At 40.7% G+C, this 14,634-nt stretch carries 14 protein-coding genes; 4 read left to right on the plus strand and 10 right to left on the minus strand.

All coding sequences use genetic code 11. The features are described 5' to 3' along the window. Positions 1-219: 219 nt before the first annotated feature. The 3 genes from bioF to H6G75_RS07315 form a co-directional block, all read right to left on the minus strand. A complete protein-coding gene (gene bioF / locus H6G75_RS07305; protein WP_190979280.1) occupies positions 220-1,395 on the minus strand; it encodes an 8-amino-7-oxononanoate synthase in 1,176 nt (391 codons plus the stop codon). A 162-nt stretch (positions 1,396-1,557) separates the two neighbouring features. Further along, positions 1,558-2,598: a RodZ family helix-turn-helix domain-containing protein gene (locus H6G75_RS07310; protein ID WP_190979281.1), complete on the minus strand. Its 1,041-nt coding sequence runs from the start codon at positions 2,596-2,598 to the stop codon at positions 1,558-1,560. Between the two features lie 160 nt (positions 2,599-2,758). After that, entirely contained in the window at positions 2,759-3,643 is an 885-nt protein-coding gene (locus H6G75_RS07315; RefSeq protein ID WP_190979282.1) for an alpha/beta hydrolase, read from the minus strand. Positions 3,644-3,824: 181 nt separating this feature from the next. Between H6G75_RS07315 and H6G75_RS07320 the strand changes: the two genes are divergently transcribed. Beyond that, complete coding sequence (locus tag H6G75_RS07320) at positions 3,825-4,673, plus strand: helix-turn-helix domain-containing protein (RefSeq protein WP_190979283.1); 849 nt, start codon at positions 3,825-3,827, stop codon at positions 4,671-4,673. 99 nt (positions 4,674-4,772) lie between these two features. Here the strand turns inward: H6G75_RS07320 and gatA are convergent, their stop codons facing one another. Together gatA and H6G75_RS33455 are read right to left on the minus strand one after the other, a co-directional pair. Beyond that, the gene (gene gatA, locus H6G75_RS07325) at positions 4,773-6,230 is read right to left on the minus strand and encodes an Asp-tRNA(Asn)/Glu-tRNA(Gln) amidotransferase subunit GatA (protein WP_190979284.1); all 1,458 of its coding nucleotides are present in this window, start codon (positions 6,228-6,230) and stop codon (positions 4,773-4,775) included. 129 nt (positions 6,231-6,359) lie between these two features. After that, positions 6,360-6,494 (minus strand): hypothetical protein, encoded by a 135-nt coding sequence (locus H6G75_RS33455; protein WP_277884075.1) that lies wholly within the window; start codon positions 6,492-6,494, stop codon positions 6,360-6,362. Positions 6,495-6,702: 208 nt separating this feature from the next. Here H6G75_RS33455 and H6G75_RS07330 point away from each other — a divergent pair, with 208 nt between their 5' ends. The 3 genes from H6G75_RS07330 to H6G75_RS07340 all read left to right on the plus strand — a co-directional run bounded on the left by H6G75_RS07330 (position 6,703) and on the right by H6G75_RS07340 (position 9,309). Continuing rightward, positions 6,703-8,058 (plus strand): OB-fold nucleic acid binding domain-containing protein, encoded by a 1,356-nt coding sequence (locus tag H6G75_RS07330; RefSeq protein ID WP_190979285.1) that lies wholly within the window; start codon positions 6,703-6,705, stop codon positions 8,056-8,058. A gap of 222 nt (positions 8,059-8,280) precedes the next feature. After that, positions 8,281-8,820 (plus strand): hypothetical protein, encoded by a 540-nt coding sequence (locus H6G75_RS07335; protein ID WP_190979286.1) that lies wholly within the window; start codon positions 8,281-8,283, stop codon positions 8,818-8,820. A gap of 312 nt (positions 8,821-9,132) precedes the next feature. Then, entirely contained in the window at positions 9,133-9,309 is a 177-nt protein-coding gene (locus tag H6G75_RS07340) for a hypothetical protein (protein ID WP_190979387.1), read from the plus strand. 49 nt (positions 9,310-9,358) lie between these two features. On the opposite strand, the gene nifV is transcribed toward H6G75_RS07340, so the two are convergent. The 5 genes from nifV to lpdA form a co-directional block, all read right to left on the minus strand. Next, complete coding sequence (nifV, locus tag H6G75_RS07345; protein ID WP_190979287.1) at positions 9,359-10,474, minus strand: homocitrate synthase; 1,116 nt, start codon at positions 10,472-10,474, stop codon at positions 9,359-9,361. A 199-nt stretch (positions 10,475-10,673) separates the two neighbouring features. Continuing rightward, positions 10,674-11,180, minus strand: a complete 507-nt coding sequence (locus H6G75_RS07350; RefSeq protein ID WP_190979288.1) for a phosphate-starvation-inducible PsiE family protein — start codon at positions 11,178-11,180, stop codon at positions 10,674-10,676. Positions 11,181-11,561: 381 nt separating this feature from the next. After that, positions 11,562-11,813 carry a DUF5340 domain-containing protein gene (locus H6G75_RS07355; RefSeq protein WP_015111101.1) on the minus strand — a complete coding sequence of 84 codons (252 nt, stop codon included), beginning with the start codon at positions 11,811-11,813 and terminating at the stop codon, positions 11,562-11,564. Between the two features lie 213 nt (positions 11,814-12,026). Next, the gene (gene trpC / locus H6G75_RS07360) at positions 12,027-12,914 is read right to left on the minus strand and encodes an indole-3-glycerol phosphate synthase TrpC (RefSeq protein ID WP_190979289.1); all 888 of its coding nucleotides are present in this window, start codon (positions 12,912-12,914) and stop codon (positions 12,027-12,029) included. Positions 12,915-13,002: 88 nt separating this feature from the next. Then, the gene (gene lpdA / locus H6G75_RS07365; protein ID WP_190979290.1) at positions 13,003-14,430 is read right to left on the minus strand and encodes a dihydrolipoyl dehydrogenase; all 1,428 of its coding nucleotides are present in this window, start codon (positions 14,428-14,430) and stop codon (positions 13,003-13,005) included. Positions 14,431-14,634: the final 204 nt, after the last annotated feature.

Consider the following 14,634-nt stretch of genomic DNA (forward strand, 5'->3'; position numbering starts at 1 on the left):
TAAATTGTCAGTTCTTGATGATGTGATGGCTGTGGGATGAATAGCAGTAATTTCGATATATAGCAATCCTAAATTATTTGTAAAATTCTCTTTCTTCTCTTTATTCTTCTTCTTTGTGTCCTTTGCGTCCTACCCTGCGGGAAGCCGCTAACGCGTCTATGCGGTTCGTTATAAAGAATATTTTTTACAACTCAGATAGGATTGCTACAGCAGGTAAACTCACAGATGAGGAAGAATACTTTTTAATGCAGTGACTAATGCTTCTATATGCTTTGTTTGATGGGTAGCCATGACAGAGATTCTGATGCGACTGGTTGGGACAGTGGGTGGACGAATTGCAGGGGCAAAAATACCTGCATCTTTGAGGTGCTTACCAACGCGGAGTGCATCAGTTGGACTAGGTAATTGAAAACAAAGTATGGGTGATTCTGTTGGTAATAACTTTAGTTGGGGTAATTGCTGCTGCATCAGATTTTTGAGGTAATCGACATTACGCCACAATTGCATTCGCCTTTGGGGTTCTTGTTGGATAATCTCAACTGCGGCTAAAGCTGCGGCGGTATCGGCTGGGGAAAGTCCGGTGGTGTAAATCCAAGTCGGGGCGCGATTGCGTAAAAAATCAATTAAGTGAGTATTACCAGCAACATAACCGCCTAAACTACCTAAAGCTTTGCTTAAAGTGCCAATTTGAATTAACTGCTTACCAGTACAGCCAAAAAATTCCACACACCCCGCGCCAGTTTGACCCATGACCCCAGTTGCGTGAGCTTCATCAACTAGCAGCATACAGTTAAATTCTTCAGCGATCGCTAACAATGTTGGCAAAGGGCATAAATCGCCATCCATACTAAAGACGCTATCGGTAATGATTAGACAACGACGGTAGTTTTGCCGTTGTTGGCTGAGTAGGGTTTTTAAAGCAACAACATCACAATGGGGATATTCTGTGATGGTTGCCCCACTGAGAATGGCACCATTTTTTAGGCTGGAATGATTGTACTGGTCAGAAAGAATTAAATCACGTTTCCCAACAACAGCTGCGATCGCTCCTAAGTTTGCCAGATATCCTGAACTAAAGACAATCGCATCTTCAGTTTGTTTGAGAGATGCGATCGCTTTTTCTAAATCTCTGTGTAATTGTCGATGTCCACTGAGTAACCGAGAACCTGTACTCCCAGTGCCAAATTCACTAGTGGCGGCTATAGCAGCAGCAATTAACCTTTCATCCCCAGCCAAGCCCAAATAATCATTACTGGCAAAATTAATCACCTCTCGCCCCGCCAAAATCACCGTCGCACCAGGGCGATCGCTTAAAGTTTGTACTGCACGATACCAGTCCGCCCGATGGATGGTTGCTAATGATTCTTCTATCCAAGCATAAGGGTCTGGTGTCATAAGGGGCTTTTGATTACAAAGATATAGTATCACTTTGTAGGCAGGGGGCGGGGAGCAGGGGGACAAGGGAGACAAGGGTGACAAGGGAGACAAGGGAGACAAGGGAGTAATCTTTCTACCTTGTCTACCCCCTCAACCTTGTCTATCCCCACTCAGCACTCCTCACAGTGCTTCCGGCGGGGCAATATCTGAACCGACACTAATTCCAGTCTTACTCGACTTAATACCTGGTTTAGTATTAATTTCAGGACTTTGGGTTGAGTTGGAAATAGACGAAGACGGACTCACATCTGGATTAACAGTAGTGTCAATTTTTCCCGGCTGAGACATGACAGATAACCCTCCTACTGTCCCAGCTACCAAGGCTGTGTAGCCTAAGTATAAATGTATCGGTCGTAGTTCTAACCCCGTACTAGGGGAATTATGTTTAGGCTGAGACCAAGAAGGTATAACTGATGGCACAGTGTTAACCATTGGTAACGAGTTAGCCAAACTTGTGCCGTTCAGTCCTAAAGCATTACCCATCACCCGGATAAATCCTCTAACTAAAATATCCTCTGGTAATGAATCTAAATCGCCATTTTCGACTGCTTCCATTTGATGAGTTGGTAAGTGAGTAAAGATACTCAAATCTCTCAAACAAAAGCCTCTAGCTTCACGGGCTTGGCGTAGTTGTTGACCAATTTGACCCATGATTTCTAACCGTTGTGCGGCTAGTTGTTGCTGGGCTAGTTCAACACTCGCTTTTTTTTGATTGGGTTGCAGCCAGTTCATGAGTTTTGCTGTGGGATGCTTTTTAGTTGAACTTTCTGGATTTTGGGTTGCAGGATTACTGGTATTTTCCGTTACCAAAGGTGTTGATAATATATCTGTATTTGAATGATGGCTGGAAATACTATTAGCAACATCACTAGATTGTTCTGATTCTGTGTTTGTTTGTTGATTGCTATCTGCGACTTTCGCGTGGTGTGCAAAGTTCTGGAAGACTAAACTAATGGCTTCTCTACCGACAGCCTTAAATAAGTTTTTGGCTTCTTCGGAAGAACCAAGTAATGTTTGTAGTTTAGTCACAGCTTGACGATAAACCTGACTGCGATGAAGTTGAGACTCAATTTCTCCCAGTAGCGATCGCAGTTCTGCTTGCGAAATTTCGATAGTAGGATTTCCCAGAATTTTTAATAAATATGCAGGTGCCATACTCATAATACAAACCACTCCCCATACCGCAAGAAAGTCTAGTTGTATAAATTCTCCTGCGCTTTAGATAATGTATCAGGATATTTATCTATGAAATCCCAGATTTTTGCTTATTTTAGGTATACTTACCAAAAGGAAAGAAGGCAAGATTAAGAACTAAGTAATATTACATACTAGCCTTCTGCACAAATGACTGTATCCATTGCAGATATTTACCACCAGAAACTACAGCTGTATTGTTATGGTCGGCATTGGGAACCAAAATTAGCTGTTTTGGTTCAGGAGCAGCATCATAAAGTTTTTGGCTCATGTAAGCAGGTACAGTAGAATCAGCAGTGCCATGAATAAATAAAACTGGCATTTGCAACTGTGGCACTTTTTTGATTGAGTCAAAACGCTGTGTCAAAATTAAATCGATGGGAAAGACGGAAAACCATTTGCGAGTAGATATCATCTCGCGTATGGAAGAAAAAGAACTTTCTACGATTAACCCAGCGGCTTCGGGGTGTTTCACCGCCAAATCAATAGCGATCGCACCACCCAAAGAATGACCATAAATAAAAATTTGCTGGGGGGGAATTTTTTGTTGCTGCGTCAGATATTGCCAAGCAGTAGCAGCATCTTGATAGACTTGCATTTCATTAGGAAAATCGCCTTGGCTGCGACCATATCCCCGATAATCAATCAGCAATACCGAAAATCCTAGTTGATGAAATCGCTGACTATGCGCTATATTTGCGCCAATATTCAGGCCATTCCCGTGCAGATATAACAACACCTTGGCATCGGGCTGGTTGGCTGGAATCCACCAAGCATGGATTTTTTCCACCTTTCCCAAGCTAGTTTTTACAGGTAGCCAGACTTCTTGATAAGGCAGATTGAAAGAGTCTGGTGTCTTTTCAATGAAATTGGAGGGAAAAAAGATGAACTTGGTTTGCTGGAAAAACAGAAATAGACTGATACTACAGTAGGCGATCGCCACAAATATTCCAAAAACAAGTAACAGCCTAGACTTGAATAAAAATAACAATTGCTGCTTACGTATTTTCATACAAGTAATTTTATGCTTTAAAAATTACTTGTATAGCAGTTTTTGTTGTTTTCGTATAGAGTATAGAGTCAAAAACAATTTGGGATTCTTGGAGAAGAATTCAGCAGTCAGAATTCAGGATTCGGAAATTTAGTAATTCTTCCGTTAAATAGTAAACGTAAGTTAATTTTAGGAGAAGGTCGTGAGCCTCTTAGAAGACGTTCAAAAAGAACAGTTGCAAGAAATAAGTAAAACTTTAAAACAAGTCAGACAGGAAAAATCTATTCAACTAGAGCAGGTAGCAATTAAAACCAATATTCGCCTTGCTTGCTTAAAAGCTTTAGACACAGGCAAATTCGATGAATTACCCGAACCTGTATATATTCAAGGATTTATCCGTCGTTATGCAGATGTCATCGGTTTAGATGGTGCATCGTTAGCCAAAACTTTTTCCACTGAAGTTCAACCTTCAATGGTTGAAAAAACCTCTGGTCACAAAGCAGCCTCAAAACGTAAATTTTCTTTACCACTCTTCATTCCTTACACCGTTTTATTATTGGTGGCGGCTGGTGGGCTTATGTATGTACTTAATCCCCAATTTTCTGCCGAATCTCTTGTTAAAAAACTTAACTTAGGAACATCTAAAAAAACAACAGCAGCCTTATCTCAACCTGCACCCTTACCTAAAACCGAATCTTTACCATCAGCTAATCAAGCACCAGCCGAAAATCCCCCAACACCCATAGCTGTGATTGCACCACCCAAAGATAGTTTGAGTCAAGCTGTGGCTGTTACCTTAGAACTTCAAGGTAAATCTTGGTTACAAGTGAAAGTAGACGGTAAAACTGAATTTGTGGGTAACTTAAACAAAGGACAACGCAAAACCTGGACAGCCAAAAAACAGTTGACTGTGCGTTCTGGAAATGCTGGTGTTGTCTTGGTTTCTGTGAACAATCAACCAGCAACACCCTTGGGAACTTCCGGGAAAATCAAGGAAGTCACATTCACCCCTCAAGTCAACAGTCAACAGCCCAAGGTTAACGGTCAATAGTTCATTAATTCAAACTGCACTCTATAAATTCTGTAGAGACGTTGTATACAACGTCTCTACTTTTTATCAGACATGATATGGCGAGGCACAAACTTAGCACTACAATGCTGGCTGACGTAAATGCCAATTAGTTGCTTGCTCATAAGCGTAAGCTATTTGCAGAATTTGGTCTTCTCTTAAGACATTGCCAATGATTTGCAAGCCAATGGGCAAACCGTTGTCATCAAAACCACAAGGTACGCTAATCCCCGGTAAGCCAGCTAAATTGACGGGAATGGTCATCAGGTCATTTAAGTACATACTCAAAGGATCTGTGGTTTTTTCGCCGGCTTTAAATGCTGTGGTGGGAGCGGTGGGAGTGATTAATACATCTACTTTTTTAAACGCATTTTCAAAGTCTTGTTTAATCAGGGTGCGGACTTTTTGGGCTTTGAGATAGTAAGCATCATAATACCCGGCCGATAGGGCGTAAGTACCAATCATAATTCGGCGTTTAACTTCGGTTCCAAAGCCACTAGCGCGGGTACTCTTGTACATTGACAGTAAATTATCTGCATCGGGTGTGCGTAAGCCGTATTTCACACCGTCGTAACGTGCGAGGTTGGCTGATGCTTCCGATGGAGCAATGATGTAGTAGCTGGGTAAGCCGTAGCGGAAACGCGGACAAGAAATTGTATGAATTTCTGCGCCCAACATTTGTAATTGGTCGATGGCTTTGGTAACAGCCGTTTCAACCACTGAGTCTAAGCCTTGGCCAAAGGTTTCTGTAATTACCCCAATTCGCAGTTTTCTTCTAGCTTTGAAGTCTGGTTTTAGGGAAGCCACATAATCGGGAATGTCGACTTTCAGGCTGGTGGAATCTTTGGGGTCGTAGCCTGCGATCGCTTGGAGCAGAATTGCTGTATCTTCTACAGAGCGTCCAAAAGGGCCAATTTGATCTAAAGATGAAGCGTAAGCCACCAAACCGTAGCGTGAAACCAGTCCGTAGGTTGGTTTCAAACCAGCAACACCACAAAAAGAAGCCGGTTGGCGAATTGAACCACCAGTATCAGAACCTAGAGAAACCACACATTCTCCCCCAGCTACGGCGGCGGCTGAACCGCCAGATGAACCACCAGGAACCCTCGTTAAATCCCAAGGGTTAGCTGTAACTTGGTAGGCAGAATTTTCGGTCGAACTACCCATTGCAAATTCATCTAAATTGGTTTTGCCCACCGTGACAGCCCCAGCATCTAGCAATTTTTGCGTCACTGTAGACTCATAGGGTGGCACAAAATTTTCCAAAATCCGGGAACCGCAGGTAGTAGGAATTCCTTTGGTACACATATTATCTTTAATGCCAATCGGAATCCCCGCTAACAAGCCAATTTCTTCACCCGCAGCAATTTTGGCATCTACAGCACGAGCTTGCTCTAACGCCTGTTGTGCTGTTACATGCAAGAAACTGTGTAATTTCGGCTCTAAAGCTTGAATTTTGTCCAAAGCTTCTTGGGTAATTTCAACGGCGGAACGTTCTTTTTTAACTAGCTGTTCGTGCAACTCGCGTATGGATGCCATGACTGCTCTCTTGGTAACTCAAGTCATTGATTTTAGTACATATTGCGGGGAAGTATGTCATCACATATCTTGCACCTAGCCCCGATGAATGGAATTCGCGGCTATAAAAACAAAGTCCGCCTAGGCGGACTAACGTAAAGTCAAGCCTTTTGAGCCTGCGGAGGCAGGCTTTGTTCGTGTAGCCAAGCCAGTGCGTTGGGCGGGTTTCCCGACTTGAAGCAACTGGCGTGCGATTTTAATCGTCAGGTGCAAGATGTATGTCATCCTTTCCCAAAACAGCAAATATATACTTGATAACTGGATGTTTGCAAATTATAAAACTTAGACTATTAACTTAGCTATAAATTTCAGTTATTGTCGAGTAAGAGGAGATGAGTAGCCGTTAGGGAAGTAAACTTTTAAGTCTGGTTGTTGATAAATCATTAAAGTAATATTATTCGCTTTTATTAAGTTTGCGTCGGGGAAAAGAGAGATGGTTAAAATAATTACGCGTAAATATGTTGGTCAGTCAAATGTCTATGACATTGGGGTAGAACAAGACCATAATTTTGTCATTAAAAATAATTTCATCGCTTCTAATTGCTTTAATAAATCCCACTCTACTGCTTATGGATATGTCACTTATCAAACAGCATATTTAAAAGCAAATTATCCCTTAGAATATATGGCAGCCCTGTTAACGGCTAACAGTGGTGACACAGACAAGGTGCAGAAATATATTTCGACTTGTTTGAGTATGAATATTCAAATCGAACCGCCGGATATTAATCGTTCTGGTGTAGATTTTACACCCGTGGGCGATAAGATTTTATTTGGTTTTTCTGCTGTCCGCAATGTGGGGCAGAATGCGATCGCTTGTATTTTAGAAGCGCGGGAAGACCAAGGGGTGTTTAAATCATTATCTGACTTTTGCGATCGCGTTGACTTGCGTGCAGTTAACCGCCGCACTTTAGAATCACTGATTTATTGCGGTGCTTTTGACAAACTTGAACCAAATCGCCACCAATTAATTAAAGACCTAGAACTTGTTTATGATTGGGCGCAATCTCGCGCTAAAGATAGAGCCAGTGGTCAAGGTAACTTATTTGATTTATTAGGCGGTGGATTTGCTTCTACATCTACTAATAAAACTAACAATAATGTCTTTGACTCGGCACCCAAAGCCCAACCTGTGCCTGATTTTCCGCCGCAGAAAAAGTTGCAGATGGAAAAAGAATTGTTAGGCTTTTATGTCTCAGACCATCCGCTTAAATCAATTAAAAACTCATCTTCGATTTTAGCACCAATTAATTTATCACAACTTGGTGATCAGAAAGAAGACACATTACTTTGTGCGGTTGTGATGTTAAATCATGTCAAAAAAGTCATGACCAAAAAAGGTGATCCAATGGCAATTTTGCAGATTGAAGATTTAACTGCACAATTAGAAGCTGTGGTTTTCCCTAAAACTTATGAACGGGTGAGTCTTGCACTAGAAGTTGATGCCAGATTAATTATTTGGGGTAAAGTCGATAGACGTGATGAACAAGTGCAATTAATTGTGGAAGATGTTGAACCCGTAGAAACAGTGCAACTGGTGATGGTAGAACTCACGCCTCAACAAGCTATCACAATTGAAGAACGCGATCGCCTACGCACAATTTTAAAAGAAATATCAGGTGACAGAGAAAAAGCCAAAGTCCCTGTCATAGGCATTGTACAAGCTGGTAGTTCTCGGCAACTTGTTCGGTTTGGCAGACAATTTTGGGTGCAAGATTCTCGCTCAACGGTTTTAGCACTACAAAATGCCAGATTTCTCGCTCATGTAAAACAATTAACTAGTAGTTGATCAGAAACTTTGCAAGATTGGGTAAGAAAAATTACCTGATTTTTAATTACTAAAACTAGTTGATATCTTAAATATGCCTTCGTCAACAGTATAACACCGTAGTAATACTGTAGTAAATTCGTTTTTTTAGTGACTTATGCGGATGATGATTTCTTGGTTGTAATGGTATTTTTTGATGCTAGGGAGAGTTGGAGATTTGCTAAGTGAAGGAGTTAGAGCTTGATGATTGCCAATGATTTACATCGATTTGTATCGTATTGTAAAAAAATTCAACCACAAACCCAAGAAGATATCAAACAGTTTTTTGAAGGAGTAATTGTTTTTCCTTACGATAAGGAACTACTTTTGCAAGCTTATTTATTTTTAAATATTAAAAACTTGTTTCCTGACTGCTGCGAATTGCTGTTATTTGAAAAATCACCAATTGCAGATTACACCGATTTAGGAAAATGTGATTTTGTTTATCTGACATTAAAAGGTAATCTATTTCTCATCGAAACGAAATTTATTGATACAGAAGCTACAGGCGCAACTGAGAGAAAAAGACGTAATAAGCACAGAAATAAAGTATTTGAACAAGTAATTACTTTAAAAAATAGATTTAGTGAATATTGGGATATAAAACTGAATCAGTTAGAATGTGGTGTTTTTACAACAGATTCCGAAGTGGAATGGCGCGGTAACGGGATGAATGTAGTTACTAAGTCAATTGCAATTGATCAGTTAGAAAAATGGCGCAGAAGTTACAAACGCACCATTTAACTTTTCTTTTAGTTATTTTACTTATTTAATTTATATCTTATGTTAATACTACATTCTTAGAGACGCGAACTTCCGCGTCTCTAATATTTTTTACGGTCTCAAAATTTTTGCATAGCTGCAATACCACATCGATATGAAGCAGCATATAATTAGCCTGTGAAGATGGTCACTGAGCTTGTCCTGAATCTTGCCAAAACCTCTATTCTTCTGCCTCCTGCCTTTTTCCAACTACAAATATTTACGCCGCTCTACTTATCTTGTGGCAATGTGGATATTGAGAACAGCAAAAAGTCTACATTATTAGGATTACTGATGAATCGTTCTAAAATAGTTGCCATTATTACAGGTGCAATTTCTGTATTGTTGGCTATTGCTTATCTAATTCTTGTTCAATTCCTCGATTATCGAGACATGAAACCTGCGCCTGTTGGTCAAGTTGATTCAACACCCATAGCAATAATTGACACTAACCCAAGATATTTTGGATAAGACAATAGTTAGGTTGGGTGGAGCAGTAGCGAAACCCAACGAAAGCTGATTACTGTTTAACTCCGACTAAAGATAACAACTCTTGTGTTGTCAGGCTGCGCTTTTTCTGGGTTGATTCTTGTCGTACAGCATTTAAAACAGATTGTGTTTCTTCACTATTGAGAATAATCCCATGTTGTTGCAGCACATTTGATAATAAATGGCGGCCAGAATGTTTACCCACTACTAAACGCCGTTCTTGTCCAATTTCTTCGGGTGCGAAGGGTTCGTAGGTATGGGGATTTTGTATGACTCCATGAGCATGAATACCTGATTCATGAGCAAAGGTGTTTTCGCCGACTATTGCTTTCCAAGGGGGTAAACCATAACCAGATGCTGTGGCTACTAGTTGCGAGATTTCTAATAAACGTCGGGTGTCTATGCCTAAATCAATCTTAGATAAGTGTTTTAGCGCCATAACAACTTCTTCTAAAGCTGCGTTTCCGGCTCTTTCACCTAAACCATTGACTGTAGTATTTACAGATAATGCACCAGCTTTGATACCAGCTAAAGCGTTGGCTGTGGCTAAACCAAAATCATTGTGAGTGTGCATTTCCACGGGTATAGACAAGGATGTGACCAATTTTTTTACCTTGTCATAAGTGCTGAATGGGTCGAGAATACCTACAGTGTCACAAAAGCGAAACCGTGATGCACCCCATTCTTGAGCTGCAAGTACTGTATCTAACAAAAACTGCTCATCGGCTCTGGAAGAATCTTCTCCGCCTACGGAAACAAACAGTCCTTTATCTAAAGCAAAGTTCAGGCTATCTTGGAGTTTTTGTAAGACTAATTGCCAGTTTCCCTGAAATTTTGCGCCAATTTGAATTGCAGAGACGGGAATAGATATATGCACACGCTTTAAACCACAAGCGATGGAAGCTTGAATATCAGAAATGACGGCGCGGTTCCAGCCTAACAGATGAGCTTGTAAATTTAAGTCAACAATTGTGGCGATCGCTTTTTGCTCGGCTTCACCCATCGCTGCAATCCCAATTTCAATTTCTGGTACACCAATTGCATCGAGAAATTTGGCGATCGCAATTTTTTCTTCTAAGTTAAAAGCGACACCTGCTGCTTGTTCGCCATCACGTAATGTTGTGTCATTGATGACAACCTGATTCATTGCTTGCATTTCTCCAAAAAAAGAGATTTATCTTTTTAGCTCCAGCTTGAGTAAATATAATCAGAATTCGATAAAAATGACTTAAAAATTCAATAAGTATTTAATTTATACTTATGTTGCTGAAGTGAAAGCCGATATCCTCTAATTCCTACTGGCGAAGGGGTATTTACAGCCAACTGTAACACTCATAATTTCTGCATTATATTTCATCAGCAGCTACAGTTCTATTGGCAACTATTTCTGTATCGGATAAGGTTTCATGGTTATGGCTATTAACATGACCAAATATGCGGGAAATTAAAGGTATGGTAATGAAAATTACTGCTAAAACTAATAAAAATGTCGAAATACCAAAAAGCTGATTTTGTGGTATTTCTAATACTCCACGTAAAATTACTTCTCGTAATGCCGAAACTATTGTAATTTCAACTGCTGCGCCTACTGATATTTGCTGATTTTGTAAGTAATCAATCAGTAGCCGGAATAACTCAACCAGAATCAAAATAAACAAGATATCAGATGTAATTTCTCGTAAATCTAAGGGGTGTAAAAATGAAAAGAACATATCCCCAAGCCGAATCAGCATAACGCAGAATAAGCCAAGGCATAATGAGATAATGATAAAATCCTGGAATCTTTCTAGGTTATTGACAATGCGCTCTCGCTCAAACCAACTATTTACTTCTTTAATTACACGCTTTGGCATAATTTCTTCTAAAACCTGATTTGCTTATCTCCATGATAGGCAATTTAAGAATCAAAAAATTAATAATATTTGACATTTTGTAGAATTTTATTAACATATCTTTGAGCTAATTTGTAATATCATTTACAGCAAAAAAATTATTTTTTAAACTGTATTTTTCTTGACAACAACTATATTTTTTATTGATATAGCAGTCGAAGCATAGGTTCGGACTATGTTGGTGGCTGAAACTCATGAAAATGCTTAGTTCCTACTCAGCACTCAGCACTTCACTATAAAATCCAGTTTTTCAATTTCCAAACAATATCCCCGACTTCTTGAAGAAGTCGGGGATATTAACCTCATATTTATAAATCAAATAATAATTGCTGAATATCTTTGTCAGTCAGGTACAACCACTTTCTCAGCAATATGGTGGTTGAGTGACCAACGGTGGTCAACAGCCACAGATGTTACCTCACAAATCTCTTCTAGCCGTTTTTGTTGGACTGCTGCTTTGCGAAGGGTGATGATGAGTTGATTTACCTGATGTCGCAAATCGGGATTTTGATTAACGGCTAACAAGGTTTGTCTTTCTAACAGTTGGAGTATTAATTCGTAGTGGATGGGTGACGGTAGAGGAATTTGCTCCATGTGGCTTTAATATTACAAATGTATAATTTGTGTTAGTTAGAGTTTATCTCTTGCCATGAATTGTTACATAAAAAATGAACTTTTGGTTAAGGCGTGGGTGTTTTTAACGATAAATTTTTCGCAAACCCTGGTGAAAGTACGGTAATTATTATGTTGTTTATATAACATGCTATCATTGCTCTGTTTCAATAGAGCAAGATAGCTTCACCTAGATTAATGATTGGGTAGAATTTGCGCGATCGCTAATTCTGGGTCTGGTTGTTTGACTAAAGATTCGCCAATTAACACAGCAGTTGCACCTGCTTGTTCAACAACAGTCAAATCATCAGGTGTGTGTAAACCGGATTCACTGACAACCACGATATTGCGATCGCGTAATTGTTCACCCCTAGCTTGTAAAAGTTGACAAGTTGTCTGCAAATCTACGGTGAAATCTTCGAGATTGCGATTGTTAATGCCTACTAAAGAGACACCATCTAAAGCCAATACCCGGTCGAGTTCTTCTAGACTGTGGACTTCAATCAAGGCTGCCATGTTTAAGGCTTTGGCAATTTTGATAAAGTACTGTAAGTCTTGGTCAGTTAAAATTGCCGCAATTAATAAAACGGCATCGGCACCCTGGAGACGAGCTAAGTACATCTGGTAAGGATAGATAATAAAATCCTTACACAATAATGGTAAATCAACTGTGGCCCGGACTTTCGCTAAGTTGTCAAAACTGCCTTGAAAAAATTTCACATCTGTCAACACAGAAATACAACTAGCGCCGCCTTGTTGGTAGGATAAAGCGATCGCCACTGGGTCAAAATCTTCGCGTAATACACCTTTACTCGGTGAAGCCTTTTTCACTTCTGCAATCAACGCTGGTTTTGTCTTACCTTGTTTGAGGGCGGCAACAAAATCCAGAGTTGGCGGTGCGGAAAGTGCTTGCTTTTGTAATTCTCTTAAAGGCTTTTTTTCTCGCAGTTGCTCAACTTCAATTTCTTTTTGCCAGACAATTTTTTCCAGAATATTATTTGGTTCGGCATCTGGCAAAGCGGCTTGATAGCGCACTACGGATACATCAATAGCTGGGCTTGGTTGACGACGACGGATTTGCATATTTGAGTGCTGAGTAGTAAGTAAAAAGTAAAAAGTAAAAAGGTAAAAGTAAAGATTGTTACTTTTTACCTTTTTACTTTTGCCTTTATTAGGCTACAGCCCGTTTGTAGGCTTCATCTAGAACTTCCGAGAGGGTGGGGTGGGCGTGAACTAGATGGGCGAGGGTGTGGACAGATTCACGCTTCGCCACGGCGGCTGAGGCTTCGTGAATTAAGTCGGAGGCGTGCATTCCAAAGATGTGAACACCTAAAACTTCGCCTGTGTCTTTGCGATAAATTACCTTAGCGATACCATCGGCTTCGTTTTCTGCCAAAGCTTTGGAGTTGCCTTTAAAGTAACTCTTACTTGTACCAACTTCAAAACCTTCTGCTTGTCCTAATTCCTTAGCAGCAGTTTCGGTTAAACCGACATAGCTAACTTCTGGGTGAGTGAAGGCGGCGGCGGGGATGCTGCGATAGTCTACAGTGCGCGATCGCCCGACGATATTTTCTACCGCTACAATACCTTGAGCCGAAGCCGCATGAGCCAGCATCATTTTGCCATTAGCATCACCAATTGCCCACAGATGGGGTACAACTTCACCCGCACTCAATACTGCCATGCGATCGTCGACGGGGATAAAATTCCGCCTGTCTAATTCCACACCCACAGATTCTAAACCAAGGTTTTGGGTGGCGGGGATGCGTCCTGTCGCTACTAGGCAAGCATCAACCTCAATCACCTCTAAATCTTCTTTTGTTTTAAAATCAGCCAACTCAATCACCACTGGCGAACCAGGGATGACTTTTTTGGCGTAGATACCGACTTTGGTTTCAATATCACGCGGCGTAATTAATACCCGTTCTGCGAGTTTGGCAATATCACGGTCAAATCCTGGCATTAACTGATCTAGGGCTTCAATCATAGTGATTTCACTGCCCAAAGCCGAGTAGACATCAGAAAATTCCAAACCGATGTAACCGCTACCAATAATTGCCACCCAAGGCGGGAGAGATTCTAATTTTACGCCTTGGTCGCTGGTAAATACAGTTTTGCCGTCAACTTCAATGCCTGGGGGAACAAAAGGAACTGAACCAGGAGAAAGAATAATATCTTTAGCGGTGATCGTTTTTTCACTGCCATCGCCACTGACAGTGATTTTTTGAGTACCCGCGATTTTTCCCCAACCCCGAATGATATCTACGCCTAGACGCTTGAGGCTGTTGGTTAAATCGCCTTGAATTTTCGAGACTAAATTGCCTGCATGATCCGCGATCGCTTGGCGATCGAACTCCACATTACCAATTTGAATGCCCAGTGACTTGAGGTGGTGGGCATTACGTAACTCCCGCACACGTCCTGCTGCTGCCAGCAATGCTTTCGAGGGAATACAGCCCCTGTTAACACAGGTTCCGCCCATGTCAGCTGCTTCAATAATTGCTGTTTTCAAACCGCAGCTTACCGCGTGTAGGGCTGCGCCATGTCCGCCTACACCAGCGCCAATAATTACTAAATCGTAATCAAATCCTTGACTCACGTTAGTTTCCCCGTGTGCTTCGCCTATGTATTCTCAATTCGACTAGCTATTCTGACAACTCCAAAGAGTTGGGAATGGCTAAATCAACTATTATCGTTCACCCTAGCAAGCGAAGAGATAACTTTATTGACAATTTTAGTAAACATTATTCACTTATTGAATTTTATACTGATATGGCTAATTTTTTTGGAAAGCTATAATAGC

The sequence above is a fragment of the Nostoc sp. FACHB-280 genome, assembly GCF_014697615.1.
Taxonomy (GTDB): domain Bacteria; phylum Cyanobacteriota; class Cyanobacteriia; order Cyanobacteriales; family Nostocaceae; genus Nostoc_B.